The 23,182-nt window shown below is 62.5% G+C and carries 17 protein-coding genes; 14 read left to right on the top strand and 3 right to left on the bottom strand.

The features are described 5' to 3' along the window. Positions 1 to 134 precede the first annotated feature (134 nt). Positions 135 to 464, top strand: a complete 330-nt coding sequence (locus AC1MEK_RS28755) for a Rieske (2Fe-2S) protein (RefSeq protein ID WP_480399661.1) — start codon at positions 135 to 137, stop codon at positions 462 to 464. Here the strand turns inward: AC1MEK_RS28755 and sfsA are convergent. Continuing rightward, on the bottom strand, positions 442 to 1,176 hold the full coding sequence (sfsA, locus tag AC1MEK_RS28750; protein ID WP_480399642.1) for a DNA/RNA nuclease SfsA: 735 nt from the start codon (positions 1,174 to 1,176) through the stop codon (positions 442 to 444). The genes AC1MEK_RS28755 and sfsA overlap by 23 nt on opposite strands. Continuing rightward, a complete protein-coding gene (locus AC1MEK_RS28745) occupies positions 1,176 to 2,348 on the bottom strand; it encodes a pyridoxal phosphate-dependent aminotransferase (RefSeq protein WP_480399641.1) in 1,173 nt (390 codons plus the stop codon). The genes sfsA and AC1MEK_RS28745 overlap by 1 nt, the downstream gene beginning before the upstream one ends. Before the next feature lie 353 nt (positions 2,349 to 2,701). Here AC1MEK_RS28745 and dksA point away from each other — a divergent pair, with 353 nt between their 5' ends. From dksA to AC1MEK_RS28680, 13 genes are all read left to right on the top strand, one after another. Beyond that, a complete protein-coding gene (gene dksA, locus AC1MEK_RS28740) occupies positions 2,702 to 3,145 on the top strand; it encodes an RNA polymerase-binding protein DksA (protein ID WP_274134884.1) in 444 nt (147 codons plus the stop codon). Between the two features lie 68 nt (positions 3,146 to 3,213). Continuing rightward, positions 3,214 to 4,101 carry a tRNA glutamyl-Q(34) synthetase GluQRS gene (gene gluQRS / locus AC1MEK_RS28735; RefSeq protein WP_480399640.1) on the top strand — a complete coding sequence of 296 codons (888 nt, stop codon included), beginning with the start codon at positions 3,214 to 3,216 and terminating at the stop codon, positions 4,099 to 4,101. Positions 4,102 to 4,218: 117 nt separating this feature from the next. Then, the gene (locus tag AC1MEK_RS28730; protein WP_002552060.1) at positions 4,219 to 4,395 is read left to right on the top strand and encodes a hypothetical protein; all 177 of its coding nucleotides are present in this window, start codon (positions 4,219 to 4,221) and stop codon (positions 4,393 to 4,395) included. Then, entirely contained in the window at positions 4,379 to 7,333 is a 2,955-nt protein-coding gene (locus AC1MEK_RS28725; protein ID WP_480399639.1) for a sensor histidine kinase, read from the top strand. Before AC1MEK_RS28730 ends, AC1MEK_RS28725 begins: the two co-directional genes overlap by 17 nt. A gap of 22 nt (positions 7,334 to 7,355) precedes the next feature. After that, positions 7,356 to 8,792, top strand: a complete 1,437-nt coding sequence (locus AC1MEK_RS28720) for a sigma-54-dependent transcriptional regulator (RefSeq protein WP_480399638.1) — start codon at positions 7,356 to 7,358, stop codon at positions 8,790 to 8,792. A gap of 758 nt (positions 8,793 to 9,550) precedes the next feature. Continuing rightward, the gene (locus AC1MEK_RS28715) at positions 9,551 to 10,951 is read left to right on the top strand and encodes a polynucleotide adenylyltransferase PcnB (protein WP_480399637.1); all 1,401 of its coding nucleotides are present in this window, start codon (positions 9,551 to 9,553) and stop codon (positions 10,949 to 10,951) included. A gap of 15 nt (positions 10,952 to 10,966) precedes the next feature. Further along, a complete protein-coding gene (gene folK, locus AC1MEK_RS28710) occupies positions 10,967 to 11,440 on the top strand; it encodes a 2-amino-4-hydroxy-6-hydroxymethyldihydropteridine diphosphokinase (RefSeq protein WP_480399636.1) in 474 nt (157 codons plus the stop codon). 396 nt (positions 11,441 to 11,836) lie between these two features. Beyond that, entirely contained in the window at positions 11,837 to 12,637 is an 801-nt protein-coding gene (gene panB / locus AC1MEK_RS28705; RefSeq protein WP_480399635.1) for a 3-methyl-2-oxobutanoate hydroxymethyltransferase, read from the top strand. Further along, positions 12,634 to 13,485, top strand: a complete 852-nt coding sequence (gene panC, locus AC1MEK_RS28700) for a pantoate--beta-alanine ligase (protein WP_480399634.1) — start codon at positions 12,634 to 12,636, stop codon at positions 13,483 to 13,485. The genes panB and panC overlap by 4 nt, the downstream gene beginning before the upstream one ends. A gap of 285 nt (positions 13,486 to 13,770) precedes the next feature. Continuing rightward, positions 13,771 to 15,435, top strand: a complete 1,665-nt coding sequence (gene pgi / locus AC1MEK_RS28695) for a glucose-6-phosphate isomerase (protein WP_480399633.1) — start codon at positions 13,771 to 13,773, stop codon at positions 15,433 to 15,435. Between the two features lie 288 nt (positions 15,436 to 15,723). Further along, complete coding sequence (acs, locus tag AC1MEK_RS28690) at positions 15,724 to 17,661, top strand: acetate--CoA ligase (RefSeq protein ID WP_480399632.1); 1,938 nt, start codon at positions 15,724 to 15,726, stop codon at positions 17,659 to 17,661. An 8-nt stretch (positions 17,662 to 17,669) separates the two neighbouring features. Next, complete coding sequence (locus tag AC1MEK_RS28685; RefSeq protein ID WP_480399631.1) at positions 17,670 to 18,539, top strand: oxygenase MpaB family protein; 870 nt, start codon at positions 17,670 to 17,672, stop codon at positions 18,537 to 18,539. 73 nt (positions 18,540 to 18,612) lie between these two features. Continuing rightward, on the top strand, positions 18,613 to 19,791 hold the full coding sequence (locus AC1MEK_RS28680; RefSeq protein ID WP_480399630.1) for an acetyl-CoA C-acetyltransferase: 1,179 nt from the start codon (positions 18,613 to 18,615) through the stop codon (positions 19,789 to 19,791). A gap of 158 nt (positions 19,792 to 19,949) precedes the next feature. Here the strand turns inward: AC1MEK_RS28680 and mgtA are convergent, their stop codons facing one another. Then, a complete protein-coding gene (gene mgtA / locus AC1MEK_RS28675; RefSeq protein WP_480399660.1) occupies positions 19,950 to 22,694 on the bottom strand; it encodes a magnesium-translocating P-type ATPase in 2,745 nt (914 codons plus the stop codon). Positions 22,695 to 23,182 lie beyond the last annotated feature (488 nt).

The following is a 23,182-nucleotide window of genomic DNA, read 5'->3' as shown; positions in this document are numbered from 1 at the left end:
GGCCTTTTGTGAACCCGCCTTTGGCCCGGCAAAATCGACGCCTTGATTGCAGAGCTGTCAGACTAGGCGGCTGCCGACAGCCGGGCAATTTGATAATTATTTGCATTTGCGCGTCAAGCGCGAAGGAGTTTCAGCTGAAGTACTTGTGTAACAGCGATCAACTGGCCGAGGGAAGCAGCCGTGGCTTCGATATCGATGGCGTGAAACTGCTGGCGGTGCGCCGCAGCGGGCAGGTGTATGTCTATGAAAACCACTGCCCGCACCGCGGCATCCCGCTGGAGTGGCAGCCGGACCGTTTCCTGGACGACAGCGCCAGCCTGATCCAGTGCGCGACCCACGGTGCGCTGTTCCTCATAGAAAGCGGGGAATGCATCGCCGGGCCCTGCGAGGGCAAATCCCTGAACCTGATCGCGGCCGGCGAAGACGCTCAGGGAGTCTGGGTCAATCTGCCAGCGCAGGCGTGAGCTGATCCAGATGCACTTCGAGCCGCTTGTTCACCCGCACCTCTTCCGGCGTCAGCTCCACGCCATAGGCCAGGACCTGCACGCCCGCCGCCACGGCCTCTCTTAGGGCGGTGGCGTAAGCCGGATCGATTTCCTCGGCCGGGCGCACGGCCTCGATGCCGGTCAGGTTCACGCAATACAGCAGCACGGCGCGCACGCCTTCACGGGCCAGCGCCGCCAGCTCGCGCAGGTGCTTGGCGCCGCGCTGAGTCACAGCATCGGGGAAGGCCGCAACGGCGCTGTCGTCGAAACCCAGGGTGACACTTTTCACCTCAAGAAACAGCGAGCCGTCCGGGTAGTCCAGGCGGAAATCCACCCGACTGTTTTCCTGGCCGTAGGCCACTTCGCGCTTCAAGCCGGTAAAGCCGTTCAATTCAGTGATGACGCCCGCCAGCAGCGCCTCCTCCACCAGCTTGTTGGCCCGCCCGGTGTTCACGCAGGCAAAGCGCCCTTGCGGGGTCTCGCTGATTTCCCAGGTGCCCGGCAGCTTGCGCTTGGGGTCGTTGGAGCGGCTGAACCAGACGCGCCCGCCGGGCATCATGCAGTTAAACATCGAGCCGGTGTTGGGGCAGTGGATGGTCAGGCGCTCGCCGCTGGCGGTTTCGATATCGGCCAGAAAACGCTTGTAACGTTGCAGCAGGCGAGCTTCTTCGAGTTGAGGAGAGAAACGCATCAGCCTTGCCAGCTCCGCAGTCCGCGCCCGATTCGCTCGACCGCTTCCTGAAGACGCGGCAAGTCCTGGGTGTAGGCAAAGCGCACGTGATGGCCTGCCAGATGGCGCCCGAAATCCAGGCCCGGGGTAAACGCCACGTGCTCGGTTTCCAGAAAATGCCGGCAGAAAGCGAACGCATCGCCGCCAAATGCACTGATATCGGCGTACAGATAGAACGCGCCTTCAGGCTCGACGGCGATATTGAAGCCCAATTCGCGCAATGCGGGCAGCAAAAAGTCCCGGCGTTTGCCAAACTCGGCTCGGCGTTGTTCGAGGATTTCCAGGGTTTGCGGCTCGAAACAGGCCAGCGCCGCACTCTGCGCCATGCTCGGTGCGCTGATGTAGAGGTTTTGCGCCAGTTTCTCCAGATCACCGATAGCCGCTTGCGGTGCAACCAGCCAGCCGAGGCGCCATCCGGTCATCCCGAAATACTTTGAAAAGCTATTTAAGACGAAGGCATCGTTGTCCACTTCCAGCACGCTGGCCGCATCCGTCCCGTAGGTCAGGCCGTGGTAGATCTCGTCCACCACCAAGTGCCCGTGGCGCTCCTTGAGCGAAGCTGACAGCGCGGCCAGTTCGTCGCGATGCAGCAAGGTGCCGGTCGGGTTCGCCGGGGACGCGACCAGCGCGCCGACGCTGTGCTGATCCCAGTGGCGGGCCACCAGGTCCGGCGTCAATTGATAGCGCACCTCAGGCCCCACCGGCACCAGTTGCGCTGCGCCTTCGACCAGCCGCAGGAAGTGGCGGTTGCACGGGTAGCCCGGGTCGGCCAGCAGCCAGTGCTTGCCCGGATCGACCAGCAGGCTGGACGCCAGTAGCAGCGCGCCGGACCCGCCAGGAGTGATCAGGATTCGCTCGGGGTCGATATCCACGCCATAGCGTTGCGCGTAGAACCCGGAGATCGCCTCACGCAGCTCGGGCAGGCCACGGGCGGCGGTGTAGCGGGTCTTGCCGGCCGCCAGTGCCGCCTGCCCGGCCTTGATGATCGGCTCGGCGGTGGTGAAATCCGGCTCGCCGATTTCCAGGTGGATGACATCGTGCCCCGCCGCCTGCAGTTCATTGGCGCGGGCCAGCAGCGCCATGACATGAAAGGGTTCGATGGCGCGGCTGCGCGCACTGTAGGGCTGGGGCATGGGCCTTCCTTTTACTTGCAGGTGTCGAATCGATCGCCCGATTCTACCCAACCGCCTGCCCGGCTACAGCACTATCGGACACCACATGTAACGATCGCAGCCGATGATCCGCAAATCCCGGTGGAGTTTCCAAGGGGGGCTAGACTGATGGCACCGCAAAATAATATAAAACCGGGCGCTTTGGCCGTGGTCATAGTTCACGGGCGCGTTGTAGAGCCATGCTCGACAACCGGGAGTAGCGCGCTCCGATTCGATCTGGTAAGTTCGCCCGCTTGCAGCCGCAGGGCCGGCAGGCGTCGGCGATGGATCTTTACCCTGCGCAATGGCTTAGAAGAGTGAGAGGCTGTCCGTTCATGCCCACCGAAGAAAAGCAAAAAAGCAACCAAACGATTAGTGGTTTCGAGCCTTACGTCACGACGAAGGACGAGGAGTACATGGGCAAGCCCATGCGCGCTCACTTCACCAAGATCCTGAACAAGTGGAAACAGGACTTGATGCAGGAAGTCGATCGCACCGTTGATCATATGAAGGACGAAGCGGCCAACTTCCCTGACCCTGCAGACCGTGCCAGTCAGGAAGAAGAATTCGCCCTTGAACTGCGTGCTCGTGATCGTGAGCGCAAGTTGATCAAGAAGATCGACAAGACGCTGCAACTGATCGAAGACGAAGAGTACGGCTGGTGCGAATCCTGCGGCATCGAGATCGGCCTGCGCCGCCTGGAAGCCCGTCCGACGGCCGACCTGTGCATCGACTGCAAGACGCTGGCGGAAATCAAGGAAAAGCAGATCGGTAAATGATCCGGCTTTGACGCAAGACAAGAGACGCTTCGGCGTCTTTTGTTGTTTTTGGGGTCTGTGAGGCATCCATGAAATCCCTTCCTTATATAGGGCGCTTTGCGCCAACCCCCAGCGGTTATCTGCACTTCGGCTCGCTGGTCGCGGCGCTGGCGTCGTATCTGGATGCGCGCGCGGCAGGCGGCAAGTGGCTGATGCGCATGGAAGACCTGGACCCGCCCCGCGAGGAGCCCGGCGCACAGGCGGCGATTCTCAAGACGCTGGAGAGCTACGGCTTCGAATGGGACGGCGAGTTGGTCAGGCAAAGCGACCGCCACGACGCCTATCAGGCTATCATCAACCGCTGGTTCAGCCACGGTCTGGCGTACGCCTGTACCTGTTCGCGCAAGCAACTGGAAGATTTCCAGGGCATTTACCCGGGTTTCTGCCGCAACGCCGGGCATTCGCCTGACAACGCCGCGATCCGCATTCGTGTGCCCGAGCTCGAATATCGCTTCGAGGACCGGGTCCAGGGCTCGTTCGCCCAGCATCTGGGCCGTGATGTCGGCGATTTCGTCATCCGCCGCCGCGACGGTTTCTACGCCTATCAACTGGCCGTGGTGCTCGACGATGGCTGGCAAGGCGTCACCGACATCGTGCGCGGCGCCGATCTGCTGGACTCCACGCCCCGCCAGCTTTACTTGCAGGAACTGCTGGGCCTGCCGCAACCGCGCTATTTACATGTGCCGCTGATCACCCAGCCCAACGGTCACAAGCTGGGCAAATCCTATCGCTCCCCGCCGCTGCCCGCCGACCAGGCAACACCCTTGCTGCTGCGGGCCTTGCGTGCACTGGGCCAGCCCGCGCCGGAGCAGATGTCGTTCGGCACGCCACGCGAGGTGCTGGACTGGGCAATCGCCCACTGGAACGCCGATTTGATTCCTCGGGTCGGCAGCATCGAAGAAGCTCGAATAGACTGACCTAGAGCGGTTGCTCCAAACTGCCGTACAAAGCTGGCCGAAACGTCGCTTGCAGCCTGATAGCCATCCGTTACCATGCCGCTCCTCATCTGTCGGTCAGTCAACCTGGGAGGCCAAATGTATATCTACCGATTGGTTCTGCTCCTGGTGGTGGGCATCTACCTTTTCTCCCCCGCCATCATGGACTGGTGGATCGACGCGACAGGTGCCTGGTACCGGCCTTACATGCTGTGGCTGATCCTGATCGTGGTGACTTTCATTCTGCAGAGCCAACGAGATGCCGATGAGCTTTAGCCTGACCCAGATGATTCTGGTCAGCGCCGCCTACCTGCTGGCGCTGTTCAGCGTTGCCTGGATCAGCGAACGCGGCCTGATCCCGCGCTGGATCATTCGCCACCCGCTGACCTACACCCTGTCGCTGGGCGTCTATGCCAGTGCCTGGGCGTTCTACGGCACGGTGGGGCTGGCCTACGAATACGGCTACGGCTTTCTGTCCAGTTACCTGGGGGTGTCGGGCGCGTTTCTGCTGGCGCCGGTGCTGCTTTATCCCATTCTCAAGATCACCCGGACCTACCAACTGTCGTCGCTGGCCGACCTGTTCGCGTTCCGTTTTCGCAGCACCTGGGCCGGGGCGCTGACCACGGTCTTCATGCTGATCGGCGTATTGCCGCTGCTGGCCCTGCAGATTCAGGCGGTGGCCGACTCCATCGGCATCCTCACCCGCGAGCCGGTGCGCAACTATGTGGCACTGGCGTTCTGCGTGTTAATCACACTGTTCACCATCTTCTTCGGCTCGCGGCACATCGCCACGCGGGAGAAACACGAAGGGCTGGTGTTCGCGATCGCCTTCGAATCGGTGATCAAACTGGTGGCCATCGGTGGCGTTGGCCTCTATGCGCTGTATGGCGTGTTCGACGGCCCGCAGAGCCTCGAACAGTGGCTGTTGCAGAACCAGAGCGCCCTGGCCGCCTTGCACACACCGTTGCAGGAAGGCCCGTGGCGCACGCTGCTACTGGTGTTCTTCGCCTCAGCGATCGTGATGCCGCACATGTATCACATGACCTTCACCGAAAACCTCAACCCCCGCGCACTGGTCAGCGCCAGCTGGGGCCTGCCGCTGTTTCTGCTGCTGATGAGCCTGGCCGTGCCGCTGGTGTTGTGGGCCGGGTTAAGACTGGGCGCGACCACAAGCCCCGAATACTTCACCCTGGGCATCGGCATCGCCGCCCACAACCCGGCGCTGGCCCTGCTCGCTTACGTCGGCGGCCTGTCAGCCGCCAGCGGGCTGATTATCGTCACCACCCTGGCGCTGTCGGGCATGGCGCTCAATCACCTGGTTCTACCGCTCTATCAGCCTCCCGCTGAAGGCAACATCTACCGCTGGCTGAAATGGACCCGTCGCGGCCTGATCGTGGCGATCATCATGGCCGGCTACGGTTTCTACCTGCTGCTGGGCGCCAAGCAGGATCTGGCGAATCTGGGCATCGTCGCCTTCGTCGCCACCCTGCAATTCCTGCCGGGCGTGCTGTCGGTACTATACTGGCCGGCGGCCAATCGCCGGGGCTTCATGGCCGGCCTGATCGCAGGCGTGGTGGTGTGGCTGGCGAGCATGCTGCTGCCGCTGATCGGCAACTTCCAGGGTTTCTACATTCCGCTGCTGAACATGATTTACGTGCTGGATGACACCAGCTGGCACATGGCAGCGATCGCCTCGCTGGCGGCCAACGTGCTGGTGTTCACCCTGATTTCCCTGTTCAGCAACCCCAGCGCCGAAGAAGCCAGCGCCGCCGAGGCCTGCGCCGTGGACAACGTGCGTCGTCCACAGCGCCGGGAACTGCACGCCGTCTCGCCGCAGGAATTCGCCACGCAACTGGCCAAACCGCTGGGCGCCAAGGCAGCGCAGAAGGAAGTCGAGCAAGCGCTGCGTGATCTCTACCTGCCCTTCGACGAGCGCAGGCCCTATGCGCTGCGCCGCCTGCGCGACCGGATCGAAGCCAACCTGTCCGGCCTGATGGGCCCCAGCGTCGCCCAGGACATGGTTGAAACCTTCCTGCCCTACAAATCCGGCAGCGAAAACTACGTCACCGAAGACATCCACTTCATCGAAAGCCGCCTCGAGGACTACCACTCGCGCCTCACCGGCCTGGCCGCCGAGCTCGACGCCCTGCGCCGCTACCACCGCCAGACCCTGCAAGAGCTGCCGATGGGCGTCTGCTCGCTGGCCAAGGATCAGGAAATCCTGATGTGGAACAAGGCCATGGAAGAACTCACCGGGATCGGCGCCCAGCGCGTGGTCGGCTCGCGCCTGGAAACCATCGTCGACCCGTGGCGCCAGCTGCTGCTGGGCTTCATCAACGTCCCGGACGAACACTTGCACAAACAGCGCCTGGCGCTGGATGGCCAGACCCGCTGGCTGAACCTGCACAAGGCGGCCATCGATGAGCCGCTCGCGCCCGGTAACAGCGGCCTGGTGATTCTGGTGGAAGACCTGACCGACACCCAGATGCTGGAAGACAAGCTGGTGCACTCAGAGCGTCTGGCCAGCATCGGCCGCCTGGCCGCAGGCGTGGCCCACGAAATCGGCAACCCGATCACCGGCATCGCCTGCCTTGCGCAAAACCTGCGCGAAGAGCGCGAAGAAGATGGCGAACTGACCGAAATCAGCAGCCAGATCATCGAGCAGACCAAACGCGTGTCACGCATCGTCCAGTCGCTGATGAGCTTCGCCCACGCCGGCGGCCACCAACAATCCGACGAAGCGGTGTGCCTGGCCGAAGTGGCCCAGGATGCCATTGGTCTGCTGGCGCTGAACCGGCGCAATTTCGAAGTGCAGTTCTATAACCTGTGCAACCCCAATCACTGGGTCGACGGCGACCCGCAACGCCTGGCCCAGGTGTTGATCAACCTGCTCTCCAACGCCCGCGACGCCTCGCCGCCCGGCAGCGCGATCCGGGTCAAGAGCGAAGCGTCTGAACATACGGTGGATCTGATCGTCGAAGACGAAGGCACCGGTATTCCGAAAGCAATCATGGACCGCTTGTTCGAACCGTTCTTCACCACCAAGGATCCGGGGGAAGGGACAGGCCTTGGCCTTGCACTGGTCTATTCCATCGTTGAAGAGCATTATGGACAAATCACCATCGACAGCCCGGCTGACCCCGAGCAACAACGCGGAACCCGTATTCGGGTGACATTACCGCGACATGTCGAAGCGACGTCCGCTGTGAACTGAGACCGTCGAGAGAATCGAATCAATGCCGCACATTTTGATCGTCGAAGACGAAACCATTATCCGCTCTGCCTTGCGTCGCCTGCTGGAACGTAATCAGTACCAGGTCAGTGAAGCCGGATCCGTGCAGGAAGCTCAGGAACGTTTCAGCATCCCCTCGTTCGACCTGATCGTCAGCGACCTGCGCCTGCCCGGCGCCCCCGGCACCGAGCTGATCAAGCTCGGCCAGGGCAAACCGGTGCTGATCATGACCAGCTACGCCAGCCTGCGCTCGGCCGTGGACTCGATGAAAATGGGCGCGGTGGACTACATCGCCAAGCCGTTCGACCACGACGAAATGCTGCAGGCGGTCTCGCGTATCCTGCGTGACCGACAAACGGTACAGAGCCTGCAGGCCGAGCGCGCCGCCATCGCCAGCAAGCCCTCGTCCGACAAGCCTGTGCCGGACAACAGCAACGGCGAGATCGGCATCATTGGTTCCTGCCCGCCGATGCAGGACCTCTATGGCAAGATCCGCAAAGTCGCGCCGACCGACTCCAACGTACTGATCCAGGGCGAGTCCGGGACCGGTAAAGAGCTGGTCGCCCGCGCCCTGCACAACCTTTCCCGCCGCGCCAAGGCGCCGATGATTTCGGTGAACTGCGCCGCCATCCCGGAAACCCTGATCGAGTCCGAACTGTTCGGCCACGAGAAAGGCGCGTTTACCGGCGCCAGCGCAGGCCGCGCGGGCCTGGTGGAAGCGGCAGACGGTGGCACGCTGTTCCTCGACGAAATCGGCGAGTTGCCGCTGGAAGCGCAGGCGCGCTTGCTGCGCGTGCTGCAAGAAGGCGAGATCCGTCGCGTCGGTTCGGTGCAGTCACAGAAGGTCGATGTGCGCCTGATCGCCGCGACCCACCGCGACCTCAAGAGCCTGGCCAAGGTCGGGCAGTTCCGTGAAGACCTTTATTACCGTCTGCACGTGATCGCCTTGAAACTCCCTGCCCTGCGCGAGCGTGGCGCCGACGTCAACGAGATTGCCAATGCGTTTCTGGCGCGCCAGAGCGCCAAGGCCGGCCGCAACGACCTGAAATTTGGCCCCGATGCCGAGCAGGCGATTCGTCAGTATTCCTGGCCGGGTAACGTGCGCGAACTGGAAAATGCGGTGGAACGCGCGGTGATTCTGTGCGAAAGCCCGGAAATCTCCGCCGACCTGCTGGGCATCGACATCGAGCTGAGCGATCTGGACGTGGACGAGTTCATCGGCCTGACGCCACAACCGGCCAGCGCCACCTCCACCGCCCACGAGCCGACCGAGGACCTGTCGCTGGAGGACTACTTCCAGCACTTCGTGCTCGAGCATCAGGACCACATGACCGAGACCGAACTGGCACGCAAGCTGGGCGTGAGCCGCAAGTGCCTATGGGAACGCCGTCAACGCCTGGGCATTCCGCGTCGCAAGACCGGTGTGGCCAGCGAAACCTGAGCAAAAATCTTGCGCGCAAGGCTCTGGCACGTGGCCTGCGCGGGTTGTGAAAAAACTGTTACCTCAAAAGCTGCACGTAACAAAAGCCGGGGCGTACGGTAACGTAGTCCCGGTTTTTTTTGGCTACACGAAAATAGCGTCGATTTGCCACACCCCCGGTTTTAAAGGGCTGCGGCGTGTTTCGCAAAAGTTGGCACGCGTCCTGCTATATGTATTCGTACAAGAACAACAAAAATCAGTCACCCGCAAAAAAACCATAATAAAAACAAGACGTATCGGCTCACGCATAATAAGAACAAGACGGCGGAGGCGCAGCTAACTGATTCTTTTGGAGAGGCGTTGCATTCGGGATTCGTCCCGCAACCAGGCTGAGAACTACAAAAAACTACCACCAAGGTAGCGCCTGAACTGGTTGGATCGAACGATTACTGCAGCACAGCGACCAAAGCAATCCGTTTGCTCTTGACTCCCGATTGGGAGGTTTCACAGGCGTTAAGCCGTGAATTGGGCACTCAACAAAAACAAAAAGCCCAACAGACAATAAAAATAAGAGCACGCACTTTGGGGGAGCTTCGGCTCCCCCAGTAGCTTCCAGCAGAAAATTCCCTTCCAGAACAAGCCCTTACCCTCGCAATACCTGCCTCTAGGCGGCGATCGCGCTGCGTCCTACACCATTGATCGACTAAATGCTAGAATCCCCGCCCATCATGCGGTCATTCTTCGTCATTGGCCGAATATTCCTTCAAACAGTGCATCCCATGCTGAAGAAGCTGTTCCAGTCATTCCGTACCCCTCTGCGCACCAAGCCGCAGCAACACACGCGCACAACGCCTGAAGTGCTCAGCAGCAGCCAGCATTCGTTGCAACGCAATCAGTTCAGCCGTTATGCGGTGAATATCGTCGAGCGGCTGCAAAATGCCGGCTATCAGGCCTATCTGGTCGGTGGCTGTGTACGGGACCTGATGCTGGGCATCACCCCGAAAGACTTCGACGTCGCCACCAGCGCCACGCCTGAACAGGTGCGGGCGGAGTTTCGCAACGCGCGCATCATTGGCCGGCGATTCAAGCTGGTTCACATTCATTTCGGCCGTGAAATCATCGAAGTCGCCACCTTCCGCGCCAACCATCCGCAGGATGAAGACGACGAAGACAGCAACCAGTCTTCGCGCAACGAAAGCGGGCGGATCCTGCGCGACAACGTCTACGGCACCCTGGAAGAAGACGCCCAGCGCCGCGACTTCACCATCAACGCCCTGTATTACGACCCGGTCTCCGAGCGCGTGCTCGACTACGCCAACGGCGTGCACGACATCCGCAATCGCCTGATCCGCCTGATCGGCGATCCGCAACAGCGCTACAAGGAAGACCCGGTGCGCATGCTGCGTGCCGTGCGTTTCGCCGCCAAGCTGGATTTCGGCATCGAGAAGCACAGCGCCATGCCGATTCGCCCGCTGGCACCGATGCTGCGCGACATCCCGGCTGCGCGCCTGTTCGAGGAAGTGCTCAAGCTGTTCCTGTCCGGCAACGCCGAGCCCACCTTCGAGATGCTGGTGGACCTGGAACTGTTCGATCCGCTGTTCCCGGCCGCGTCCCACGCGCTGGAACACAACCCGACCTACACCCACACGCTGATCAGCGAGGCCCTGGCCAACACCGATCTGCGGGTCAAACAGAACAAACCGGTCACGCCGGCCTTCCTGTTTGCCGCCCTGCTCTGGCCGGCCCTGCCACCGTTGGTGCTGCGCCTGCAAGAGCGCGGCATGCCGCCGATTCCGGCGATGCAGGAAGCGGCGCACATCCTGATCACCGAGCAGTGCCAGCGGATCGCGATCCCGAAACGTTTCACCCTGCCGATCCGCGAGATCTGGGACATGCAGGAACGCCTGCCACGCCGTTCGGGCAAGCGCGCCGACCTGCTGCTGGACAACCCGCGCTTCCGCGCCGGTTACGACTTCCTGCTGCTGCGCGAGAGCGCGGGCGAGGAAACCGATGGCCTGGGCGAATGGTGGACCGATTACCAGGACGCCAACGACGCCGGGCGCCGCGAGATGATCCGCGAACTGGGCAACAAGCCTGAAGCCGCCGGTCAGGGCCCGCGCAAGCGTCGCCGCAGCGGTGGCGGCAAGCGCAAGCATGCTGGCGCCGACGCAGGGGAGTGATCCGGGGCGATGAACATGGAACGTGCCTACATCGGCCTGGGCAGCAACCTGGCCGATCCCGCCGAGCAACTGCGTGAAGCGCTGAAGGCGCTGGCGCAATTGCCGCAGACTGTCTTGTCAGGCGTTTCTTCTTTCTATGTCAGCGACTCGCTGCTGCCCGGTCAGCCGCGTTACACCAACGCCGTCGCCGCGCTGGACACCGGCCTGGCGCCGCTGGCGCTGCTCGATGCGCTGCAAGGTGTGGAGAACGGCCAGGGTCGCGAGCGCTTGGAACGTTGGGGGCCGCGCACGCTGGACCTGGACATCCTGCTGTTCGATGACCGGGTCATCGACGAGCCGCGCCTGAAAGTCCCGCATTACCACATGCATGCCCGGGCATTCGTGCTCTACCCTCTGGCCGAACTGGCACCGGGCCTGATCCTGGCCGATGGCCGCGCGCTGGATGACCTGCTGGCGGCTTGCCCGTTCGAAGGGCTGGAGCGACTCTAGCCGCTTCTGCCCGAAGGGCGTAGGAGCCCGGCTTGCCGGCGATCTGCCGCGAAGCGGTAGTAGAATCAGACACCTCATCGTGTCAGGTACATTGAATCGTCAGGTTTCGCTGCCGCTGCGCGCCAGATCGCTGGCAAGCCAAGCTCCTACGCCCTCCGGGCAGAATCAAAAGCGGTACGGTGACGCCCGCGGTAACATCCCGACCAAACCGGTAACACCCGCAATTGACTTCCCGCCCCCTCCTCACGAAGATAAGCGTCCCAACGCCGGGAGACCGGCCCCAAGGCGCAGAACAGGCTTTTTCAAACGCCGCGAAACGACGGTGTGCCTGTGTCTTACGAATGAATCACGCGTTGCTCGCCGTAGTGTTCACAGCGCCTGAACGAGGACTTTTTCATGCCAGATATCACCGTTACGTCCCTGCTGGGTCAGAAGCAGAAAGGTGAAAAAATCACCATGCTTACCTGCTACGACGCAACCTTCGCCCACACCGCCAGCCAGGCCGGCGTTGAAGTGCTGCTGGTCGGCGACTCGCTGGGCATGGTCCTGCAGGGCCATGACAGCACGCTGCCCGTCACCACCGCCGAAATGGCCTACCACGTCGCCAGCGTCAAGCGCGGCAACCAGGGCGCGCTGATTCTCGCCGACCTGCCGTTCATGTCCTACGCCACTGCCGAGCAGACCTTCGCCAACAGCGCCGCCTTGATGCAGGCCGGCGCGCACATGCTCAAGATCGAAGGCGCGGCGTGGCTGGCCGACTCCATTCGCCTGCTGGCCGAGCGTGGCATTCCGGTGTGCGCGCACATGGGCCTGACGCCGCAGGCGGTCAACGTGCTGGGCGGCTATAAAGTGCAGGGGCGTCAGGAAGCCCAGGCCCGGCAGATGCGCGCCGACGCCATCACCCTGGAACAGGCGGGCGCTGCGATGATTCTGCTCGAGTGCGTGCCGAGCGAGCTGGCGCAGGAAATCACCCACGCGGTGAAGATTCCGGTGATCGGCATCGGCGCCGGCAGCGCGGTCGATGGCCAGGTGCTGGTGCTGCACGACATGCTCGGCCTGTCCATCAGCGGTCGCGTGCCCAAGTTCGTGAAGAACTTCATGATCGGCCAGCCAGACATTCAGTCGGCCATCGCCGCGTATGTCAGCGCCGTCAAAGACTCAAGCTTCCCCGCTCCAGAACACGGATTCTCGGCATGAACACAGTCAAAACCGTTCGCGAACTGCGCGCCGCCGTGGCCCGCGCCCGCAGCGAAGGCAAACGTATCGCGCTGGTGCCCACCATGGGCAACCTGCACAGCGGCCACACCGCGCTGGTGACCAAGGCCGCGCAGCGCGCCGATTTCGTGGTGGCGAGCATCTTCGTCAACCCGCTGCAGTTCGGCCCCAATGAAGACCTGGCCACCTACCCGCGCACCCTGGCGGCGGATCAGGAAAAACTGCTGCAGGCTGGTTGCCATCTGCTATTCACGCCGACGGTCGAGGAAATGTACCCCCACGGCATGGCCGACCAGACCATCGTGCGCGTGCCGGTCGTCTCCGAGGGCCTGTGTGGCGGTAGCCGCCCGGGGCATTTCGACGGTGTGTCCACCGTGGTCAGCAAGCTGTTCAACATGGTGCAGCCGGACATCGCCATCTTCGGCCAGAAGGATTTCCAGCAACTGGCCGTGGTCAGCGCGCTGGTGCGTGACCTGAACATGCCGATCCAGATCATCGGCGAGCCTACTGTCCGCGCCGCCGACGGCCTGGCGCTGTCGTCGCGCAACGGTTACCTGAGCGAAGCCGAGCGCGCTGCGGCACCGGCACTGTACCGTGTCATCAAACAGATCGCAGACGCCGTTCACAATGGCGAGCAGAACCACGTGCAGTTGCTCGACGATGGCAAGAAAGCGCTCGAAGCTGCTGGCTTTCGCCCCGATTATCTGGAAATCCGCAATGCCGTGACCCTGCGTCCGGCGACTGCGGACGACCACGATCTGGTGGTGCTGGGCGCCGCCTTCCTGGGCAAGACCCGCCTGATCGACAATCTGCATCTGGCCAAGGAATAAACACCACGCAGGCAATGCGGCTATGCTCTGTACCCGGCGGCCCGGCGTAAAAGACCTGGCGGCCGCCGACGGAATGAACTTAGCCACACGAGCAATGCCATACCGGTACCGTTCGCCCGAGAAAGGCGGCAGACAATAGAGAACATTGTGAGAAAAAGTACCGAGCAAAGGTAGAGTCAGGCGCAGACATCGGCGCGACCGAAGATTAGGCTTCGGGATACGCAGGCATTCGACCCCTCCCCTGGCTTTCAATGTCCAAAGGCAAGTACAAGGAACCCCGTAGCGATGGCGTACTACCGCACTCCTCATGACGTCACCACCCTGCCCGCCTGGCAGGCGCTCAACGATCACCGCAAAGCCATGCAGGGTTTCAGCATGCGCGATGCGTTCAACGAAGACCCGCAGCGCTTCAACAACTTCACCCTCAGCAGCAGCGGGCTGTTCCTGGATTATTCGAAAAACCTGATCACCGCCGAGACCCGCCAGTTGCTGGTCAACCTGGCCAATGAAGTGGGCCTGAAGGACGCCATCAAGGCGCAATACGACGGCGAGCTGGTCAATTCCTCCGAAGGCCGCCCGGCGCTGCACACCGCGCTGCGTCGTCCGGTGGGCGACAAGCTGATGGTCAACGGCGTCAACGTGATGCCCGAAGTGCACAAGGTGCTGAACCAAATCACCGATCTGGTCGGCCGCATCCACGACGGCCTGTGGCGCGGCTACACCGAAAAACCGATCACCGACGTGGTCAACATCGGCATCGGCGGCTCGTTCCTGGGCCCCGAGCTGGTGTCCGAAGCGCTGCTGTCCTACGCGCAGAAAGGCGTTCGCTGCCATTATCTGGCGAACATCGACGGCACCGAGCTGCACGAGCTGACCAGCAAGCTGCGCGCCGAGACCACGCTGTTCATCGTCTCGTCCAAGACCTTCACCACCCTGGAAACCCTGAAGAACGCCACGGCCGCACGCGCCTGGTACCTGGCCCAGGGCGGTTCGGAAGCCGAGCTGTATCGCCACTTCATCGCGGTGTCGAGCAACAACGCCGCCGCCGTGGCGTTCGGTATCCGTGAAGAGAACATCTTCCCGATGTGGGACTGGGTCGGCGGTCGTTACTCGCTGTGGTCGGCCATCGGCCTGCCGATCGCGCTGGCGGTGGGCATGTCCAACTTCAAGGAACTGCTGTCCGGTGCCTACACCATGGACCAGCATTTCCAGAACGCGCCATTCGAACAGAACATGCCGACGCTGCTGGCGCTGCTGGGCGTGTGGTACGGCAACTTCTGGGGCGCGCAGAGCCACGCGATCCTGCCGTACGACCACTACCTGCGCAACATCACCAAGCACTTGCAACAGCTGGACATGGAATCCAACGGCAAGAGCGTTCGCATGGACGGCGTACCGGTCAAGACCGACACCGGCCCTGTGATCTGGGGTGGCGTGGGCTGTAACGGCCAGCACGCCTACCACCAGTTGCTGCACCAGGGCACCCAGTTGATCCCGGCTGACTTCATCGTGCCGATCGTCAGCTTCAACCCGGTTTCCGACCACCACCAGTGGCTGTACGCCAACTGCCTGTCCCAGAGCCAGGCGCTGATGCTCGGCAAGACTCGCGAGGAAGCCGAGGCCGAGTTGCGCGCCAAGGGCATGCCTGAAGAAGAAGTGCAGCGTGTGGCGCCGCACAAGGTCATTCCGGGCAACCGTCCGAGCAACACCATCGTGGTGGAGCGCATCAGCCCGCGTCGTCTGGGCGCGCTGGTGGCGATGTATGAGCACAAGGTGTTCGTGCAGAGCGTGATCTGGGGCACCAACGCCTTCGACCAGTGGGGCGTGGAGCTGGGCAAGGAACTGGGCAAGGGCGTCTACAGCCGCCTGGTCGGCACCGAGGAATCGGTGGCCGAAGATGCTTCCACCCAGGGCCTGATCAACTACTTCCGCGGCCGTCACCGCGGCTGATACAGCCCTTACGCAACACCCCGAAACCCGCCCCCTCGCAAGAGGCGGCGGGTTTTGTGTTTCTGGGATCGATATCTGCCACGTCGCGAAACATTGTGGGAGCCGGCTTGCTGGCGAAAGCGGTGTGTCATTCAACATCGTGCTGTCTGACCTGACGCATTCGCCAGCAAGCCGGCTCCCACAGGGCCAGATGCCGACCTCACGAAGGTGTCCCACTCCCACCCCTTGAACCCAAGCGTTTGCAACTACTCTGATGTCATGTCCCAAGCACAAGAACAAGGAGACGCCATGTTCGATCTCAGCCATTTCCCCCACGCCGACGCCACCCGCAAGGCCGCCCAGTTGAGCGCCGAGGATTATCAGCGGATGTACCGGCAGTCGGTTGAACAGCCCGATGTCTTCTGGGCCGGGCAGGCGGAAAAATTCCTCGACTGGTCCCGCCCCTGGGATCAGGTGCAGCACTACGATCTCAAGACCGGCGCGGCCAGCTGGTTCAAGGGCGGCCAGTTGAACGTCAGTTACAACTGCATCGACCGTCATCTGGAGCAACGCGGCGATCAGGTGGCGATTCTCTGGGAAGGCGACAATCCTGCCGAATCCGCTGAAATCACCTACAAGAAGCTGCACCACAACGTCGCGCGCCTGGCCAACGTGCTCAAGCAGCGCGGCGTGAAAAAAGGCGATCGCGTCTGCATCTACATGCCGATGGTGCCGGAGGCGGCCTACGCGATGCTGGCCTGCGCCCGCATTGGTGCGGTGCACTCGGTGGTGTTCGGCGGCTTTTCGCCCGACGCATTGCGTGACCGCATTCTCGATGCCGACTGCCAGACCGTGATCACCGCCGATGAAGGCGTGCGCGGCGGCAAATACATTCCCCTCAAGCAGAACGTCGACAAGGCCTTGCAAAGCTGCCCCAACGTCAGCACGGTGCTGGTGGTCAAGCGCACCGAAGGCAGCGTCGACTGGGTGCAGGGCCGGGACATCTGGTATCACGAAGCGCTGCACGGCATCAGCGACGACTGCCCGCCCGAGCCCATGGACGCCGAGGATCCGCTGTTCATCCTCTACACCTCCGGCAGCACCGGCAAACCCAAGGGCGTGCTGCACACCACAGGCGGCTACCTGCTGCAGGCAGCAATGACCTTCAAATACGTGTTCGACTACCGCGACGGTGAAATCTACTGGTGCACCGCCGACGTGGGCTGGGTCACCGGCCACAGCTACATCGTCTACGGCCCGCTGGCGAACGGCGCCACCACGCTGATCTTCGAGGGCGTGCCCAACTATCCCGACACCTCGCGCTTCTGGCAGGTGATCGACAAACACCATGTGAGCATTTTCTACACCGCGCCTACCGCCCTGCGCGCCCTGATGCGCGAAGGCCCCAAGCCGCTGGAGAACACCCGTCGCGACAGCCTGCGGGTATTGGGCACGGTGGGCGAGCCGATCAACCCCGAAGCGTGGGAATGGTATTTCCATCAGGTAGGAAAAGAGCGCTGCCCTATCGTCGACACTTGGTGGCAGACCGAAACCGGCGGCATCATGCTCACCCCGCTGGTCAGCACCACGCCGCTGAAACCCGGCTGCGCGACCCAGCCGATGTTCGGCGTGCAACCGGTGCTGCTGGACGACAAGGGCAAGGAGCTGCAAGGCGCCACCAGCGGCCTGCTGGCGATCAAGGCCAGTTGGCCGGGGCAGATTCGCGGGGTCTATGGCGACCAGAAGCGCATGGTCGAAACCTACTTCAAGCCTTATCCGGGTTACTACTTTACCGGCGATGGCGCGCGCCGCGATCAGGATGGCCATTACTGGATCACCGGACGGGTGGACGACGTGATCAACGTGTCCGGCCATCGCATCGGCACCGCCGAGGTCGAAAGCGCGCTGGTGCTGCATGACAGCGTCGCCGAGGCTGCCGTGGTGGGTTACCCGCACGACGTCAAGGGCATGGGCATTTACGCGTTCGTCACCACCATGGCCGGGGTCGAGCCGGACGAGGCGCTGCGCAAGGAACTGCTGGCACTGGTGAGCAAGGAAATCGGCAGTTTCGCCAAACCCGAGCTGATCCAGTGGGCCCCGGCCTTGCCCAAAACCCGCTCCGGGAAGATCATGCGCCGCATCCTGCGCAAGATCGCCTGCAACGAGCTGGACAGCCTGGGGGACATTTCCACCCTGGCCGATTCGAGTGTCGTGGAGGGCTTGATCGAAAAGCGTTTGAACCGATAAGGCACACCATGGAATTCATCCGCACCCGCATCGAAACCCAGGTCATGAGCATGACCGGCCTGGCCCTTGGGCAACTGGACATCGAGAACCCCAAGGGCGATCCCGGCCTGTTCGGGCCGCAGGCGGTGTGCTGGCAGGTGCACGGGGATTTTCCTGCCATGCTGATCGGCGGCATCTGCGCGCTGATGCTGCAGATGCTTCACCCTCGGGTGCTGGCCGGGGTCTGGGATCATTCCAACTTTCGCGATGACATGCTCGGGCGGCTGCGGCGCACCGGGCAGTTCGTGTCCGGCACCACCTTCGGCTCGACCCATGACGCCAACTGGCTGATCGACAAGGTGCGCGGCATTCATGCGCAGATCAGCGGCACCGCGCCGGACGGCAGCCACTACAAAGCGGATGACCCGGATTTGCTGACCTGGGTGCATGTGGCCGAGGTCAGCAGTTTCATGGCCGCGCACCTGCGCTACCTGAACCCGGCGCTGTCGCTGGAGGAGCAGAACCGCTACTACGCCGAGACGGCACTGGTCGCCGAGCGCCTGGGCGCCCGCAATGTTCCACGCTCCGTGCAGGATATAGACGACTACCTGCAGCAAATGCGCCCGCAACTGCTGTGCGATGAACGAACCCGCGAAGTGCTGCAAGTCTTGCGCGACGCCCCGGCACCGAGCCGCATGGCCAAACCCATGGGCAAGCTGATGATGCAGGCCGGGATCGAACTGCTGCCCGAATGGGCCAGCGCGATGTTCGGGATCCGCTTCAGCCCCTTGAAACGCAAAATGATTCGCACCGGCATCGATTGCACCGCACCGGTTTTGCGCTGGGCAGTGCGCAATGCCTCGGTGCATCGCGCCAGACGCAGGATGGGCGTGATTTAAAGATCACCCGCCGGGGCGAAAACGCTTACATTACGCCCATCACTTGAACCCATAACAATAGAGGATTCGCACCATGCAAGACGTCGTTATCGTTGCCGCTACCCGCACGGCGGTCGGCAGCTTCCAGGGCTCGCTGGCGAATATTCCTGCGGTCGATCTGGGTGCGGCGGTGATTCGCCAGTTGCTGGCCCAGACCGGTCTGGATCCTGCGCAGGTCGACGAAGTGATCATGGGCCAGGTCCTCACCGCCGGTGCCGGGCAGAACCCTGCGCGTCAGGCGTCGATCAAGGCCGGGCTGCCGTTCTCGGTTCCGGCGATGACCCTGAACAAGGTCTGCGGCTCGGGCCTCAAGGCCTTGCATCTGGGCACTCAGGCCATCCGTTGCGGCGACGCCGAGGTGATCATCGCCGGCGGCCAGGAAAGCATGAGCCTGGCCAATTACGTGATGCCGGGCGCCCGCACCGGTCTGCGCATGGGCCACGCGACCATGGTCGACACCATGATCAGCGACGGCCTGTGGGATGCCTTCAACGACTATCACATGGGCATCACTGCCGAGAACCTGTCCGAGAAGTTCGACATCAGCCGTGAGGCGCAAGACGCCTTCGCCGCCGCCTCCCAGCAAAAAGCCGCGGCGGCCATCGAAGCCGGGCGCTTTGTGGACGAGATCACCCCGATCCTGATCCCCCAGCGCAAGGGCGATCCGGTCTCCTTCGCCACCGACGAGCAACCTCGCGCAGGCACCACCGCCGAATCCCTGGCCAAGCTCAAGCCGGCCTTCAAGAAGGACGGCACCGTGACCGCCGGTAACGCTTCGTCGCTCAACGATGGCGCCGCGGCGGTGATCCTGATGAGCGCGAAGAAGGCACAGGAGTTGGGCTTGCCGGTACTGGCGCGCATCGCAGCCTACGCCAATGCCGGCGTGGACCCGGCGATCATGGGCATCGGCCCGGTCAGCGCCACCCGCCGCTGCCTGGACAAGGCCGGCTGGTCGCTGGACGAGCTGGACCTGATCGAAGCCAACGAAGCTTTCGCCGCGCAGTCGCTGTCGGTGGGTAAGGAACTGGGCTGGGACATGAACAAGGTCAACGTCAACGGCGGCGCCATCGCCATCGGCCACCCGATCGGCGCCTCGGGCTGCCGCGTGCTGGTGACCCTGCTGCATGAAATGATCAAGCGCGATGCCAAGAAAGGCCTGGCGACCCTGTGCATCGGCGGCGGCCAGGGCGTGGCGCTGGCATTGGCGCGGTAATCCAGACTGCAAGCCAACTCAAGACCTGTGGGAGTGAGCTTGCTCACGAAGAGGCCAGTACATCCACGACATTTGCGTGGCTGATACTCCGCTTTCGTGAGCAAGCTCACTCCCACAGGGTTCCTCATCTGCAGTTGGCCCCGGGCTTGGCGATCATCTCACTGCCAGCCGAACTTACGCACATAAAACCCCTTCACCGCCTGAGTCAGCCCCACGTACGCCAGCAGAATCACCGGCAAAATGGCGAAGTACAGCGCTGGCAGCGCCTGCAGTTTGAAGTAGTGCGCCAGCGGGCCCATCGGCAGGAACACACCAACTGCCATGATCACCCCGGTCATCACCATCAGCGGCATGGCGGCACGGCTTTGCAGGAACGGGATTTTCGGGGTGCGGATCATGTGCACGATCAGCGTCTGGGTCAGCAGCCCCACCACGAACCATCCCGACTGGAACAGGGTTTGATGTTCAGGCGTATTGGCGCCGAACACGTACCACATCACGGCAAAGGTGGTGATGTCGAAGATCGAGCTGATCGGCCCGAAAAACACCATGAAACGCCCCACGTCCGCTGGCTGCCAGCGTTGCGGATTTTTCAGCAGATCCTCATCGACGTTATCGAACGGAATGGCGATCTGCGAAATGTCGTACAGCAGGTTCTGCACCAAGAGATGCATCGGCAGCATCGGCAGAAACGGAATGAACGCGCTGGCCACCAGCACCGAGAACACGTTGCCGAAGTTGGAGCTGGCGGTCATCTTGATGTACTTGAGCATGTTGGCGAAGGTCCGGCGCCCTTCCAGCACGCCCTCTTCCAGCACCATCAGGCTCTTTTCCAGGAGGATGATGTCCGCCGCTTCCTTGGCGATGTCCACGGCGCTGTCCACTGAAATGCCGATGTCGGCGGTGCGCAGCGCGGGCGCGTCGTTGATGCCGTCGCCCATGAAACCCACCACATGGCCGTTGGCCTTGAGCAGGCGCACGATGCGTTCCTTGTGCGAAGGCGTCAGCTTGGCGAACACGTTGGTGGTCTCGACCGCCACCGCCAGTTCGGCATCGCTCATGCGCTCGACATCGCCGCCCAGCAGCAGGCCCTGACGGTCCAGGCCCACTTCGCGGCAGATCTTCGCGGTTACACGTTCGTTGTCACCGGTGAGCACTTTCACCGCCACGCCATGTTCGGCCAGCGCCTTGAGGGCAGGCGCGGTGCTTTCCTTGGGCGGATCGAGAAAGGCCACGTAACCGATCAGGGTCAGGTCGCTTTCGTCGGCCAGGCCATAGGTGTCGCGGCCGGCTTCCATCGCGCGGGCAGCCACCGCCACCACACGCAGACCTTCGTCGTTGAACTCGGCGGTGACCTGCAGAATGCGTTCGAGCAGTTCAGCGGTCAGCGCTTCGTCCGCCTCGCCATGGCGCACACGGGTGCAGGCGCCGAGCACTTCTTCCAGCGCGCCCTTGCAGATCAGCAGATGCGGTTGGCCCTGCTGCTGCACCACCACCGACATGCGCCGGCGAGTGAAATCGAACGGCACTTCATCGACCTTGCTGAACGCCGTGCCCACTTGCAGCTCGCGATGGACTTCAACGTGCTCCAGCACGGCCACGTCCAGCAGGTTTTTAAGGCCGGTCTGGTAGTAGCTGTTCAGGTAAGCCATTTCCAGCACGTCGTCGGACTCATCGCCCCACACGTCCACATGCCGCGCCAGGAAGATCTTGTCCTGGGTCAGGGTGCCGGTCTTGTCGGTGCACAGCACGTCCATGGCGCCGAAGTTCTGGATGGCGTCCAGGCGTTTGACGATGACTTTCTTGCGCGACAGGAACACCGCGCCCTTGGCCAGGGTCGAGGTGACGATCATCGGCAGCATTTCCGGGGTCAGCCCCACGGCGATCGACAGCGCGAACAACAGCGCTTCCATCCAGTCGCCCTTGGTGAAGCCGTTGATGAACAGCACCAGCGGCGCCATCACGAACATGAAACGGATCAACAGCCAGCTGACCTTGTTGACCCCGGCCTGGAACGAAGTCGGCGCGCGGTCGGTGGCGCTGACCCGCTGTGCCAGTGCGCCGAAGTAGGTGTGATTGCCAGTGGCCAGAATCACCCCGACGGCCGAACCGGACACCACGTTGGTGCCCATGAACAGAATGTTTTCCAGGTCCAGCGGGTTGCCGGTGTCGGACTCCTCGCGGCGGGCGAATTTCTCCACCGGCAGCGATTCACCGGTCATGGCGGCCTGGCTGACAAACAGATCCTTGGCGCTGAGCACCCGGCAATCGGCGGGGATCATGTCACCGGCCGAGAGCACGATCAGATCGCCCGGCACCAACTCCTTGATCGGCAGTTCGACACGGTGCTGCTTGCCGTTGCCATTGGCGTGAACCTCCTCGAACGAGGCATCGTGACGACGCAGCACGGTCGCGGTGTTGCTGACCATGGCCTTGAGCGCGTCGGCGGCCTGGTTGGAGCGGGCTTCCTGCCAGAAACGCAGCAGCGTCGAGAGCACCACCATGGAGAAGATCACGGTGGCGGCTTTCATGTCCTCGGTCAGCCACGAGATGAACGCCAGCAGCGTCAGCAGCAGGTTGAACGGGTTTTTGTAGCAGTGCCACAGGTGCACGTACCAGCGCAGCGGTTGCTCGTGCTCGACTTCATTGAGGCCGTGTTGCTGGCGCAGTTCCAGCGCCTGTTCTTCGCTCAGGCCATCACTGTGGCTGCCCAGGCGGGCGAGCAATTCGGGCACCTCGCTGCTGGCGCCACGGGTCAGGGTTTGCGCCAGGGTTGGAGGGACTTCGCGGCTGACGGTGGCGTCGGTCACACTGTCGAGCAGCGCCAGGCGGCGGAAGTGCCGGGCGATGTGGCGAGTGCGCAGAAAGCCTGCGAAGAACTCTTTGAGCAGGGCGAACTTCAGGTCGATGTGCTTCATGGCATTGTCCTCATGGCGTGAGGGCTACTACTAAGGAGGCCAGAGCAGGCACGGCCGACCGCTCGCGCGCAGTTGCCAGGCAACGGCGCACGACAGGCTGACCCGCACGGCAAAAGGCCGCGCGCGTTCGTCACGCTATGAGGCGTCAGGGAAAGGACAGGAACCGGGTCCAGATGGACGGGATGGCGCTGCCGTTTCTCGCATTGATCGGCGAGATAACGGCAGCGAAAGAACTGCGCGTTATCTTGCCGAGAATTGGCCGGTCATCAAAACCGGCTGACGTCTGTCACTCGAACAAGTACCCACTGTGGGTCTCCGCATCTGTTGAAAACGGGCGAAGAATACGCCCGGCCTTTTAGAGAGTAAATCGCTGTTACAGCTTTGCCAGGGCTATCGCGCGGGGCTTCAGGGAAGGTTCAGGATTCCTCATCCGCATCGTGTGGGAGCCGGCTTGCTGGCGAAAGCGGTGTGTC

The sequence above is a fragment of the Pseudomonas sp. 2 genome (genome assembly GCF_056627435.1).
The sequence above is the reverse complement of the archived record's forward strand: the minus strand, read 5'-3'. Positions and strand labels throughout refer to the sequence as shown.

Bases quoted from the DNA above. Each gene is read 5' to 3' on its own strand.
- AC1MEK_RS28680 (WP_480399630.1), top strand. From the start codon at position 18,613: ATGCAAGACGTCGTTATCGTTGCCGCTACCCGCACGGCGGTCGGCAGC.
- AC1MEK_RS28745 (WP_480399641.1), bottom strand. From the start codon at position 2,348: ATGCCCCAGCCCTACAGTGCGCGCAGCCGCGCCATCGAACCCTTTCAT.
- panC (WP_480399634.1), top strand. From the start codon at position 12,634: ATGAACACAGTCAAAACCGTTCGCGAACTGCGCGCCGCCGTGGCCCGC.
- sfsA (WP_480399642.1), bottom strand. From the start codon at position 1,176: ATGCGTTTCTCTCCTCAACTCGAAGAAGCTCGCCTGCTGCAACGTTAC.
- gluQRS (WP_480399640.1), top strand. From the start codon at position 3,214: ATGAAATCCCTTCCTTATATAGGGCGCTTTGCGCCAACCCCCAGCGGT.
- AC1MEK_RS28730 (WP_002552060.1), top strand. From the start codon at position 4,219: ATGTATATCTACCGATTGGTTCTGCTCCTGGTGGTGGGCATCTACCTT.
- pgi (WP_480399633.1), top strand. From the start codon at position 13,771: ATGGCGTACTACCGCACTCCTCATGACGTCACCACCCTGCCCGCCTGG.
- acs (WP_480399632.1), top strand. From the start codon at position 15,724: ATGTTCGATCTCAGCCATTTCCCCCACGCCGACGCCACCCGCAAGGCC.
- AC1MEK_RS28725 (WP_480399639.1), top strand. From the start codon at position 4,379: ATGCCGATGAGCTTTAGCCTGACCCAGATGATTCTGGTCAGCGCCGCC.
- AC1MEK_RS28720 (WP_480399638.1), top strand. From the start codon at position 7,356: ATGCCGCACATTTTGATCGTCGAAGACGAAACCATTATCCGCTCTGCC.
- panB (WP_480399635.1), top strand. From the start codon at position 11,837: ATGCCAGATATCACCGTTACGTCCCTGCTGGGTCAGAAGCAGAAAGGT.
- AC1MEK_RS28715 (WP_480399637.1), top strand. From the start codon at position 9,551: ATGCTGAAGAAGCTGTTCCAGTCATTCCGTACCCCTCTGCGCACCAAG.
- AC1MEK_RS28685 (WP_480399631.1), top strand. From the start codon at position 17,670: ATGGAATTCATCCGCACCCGCATCGAAACCCAGGTCATGAGCATGACC.
- dksA (WP_274134884.1), top strand. From the start codon at position 2,702: ATGCCCACCGAAGAAAAGCAAAAAAGCAACCAAACGATTAGTGGTTTC.
- folK (WP_480399636.1), top strand. From the start codon at position 10,967: ATGGAACGTGCCTACATCGGCCTGGGCAGCAACCTGGCCGATCCCGCC.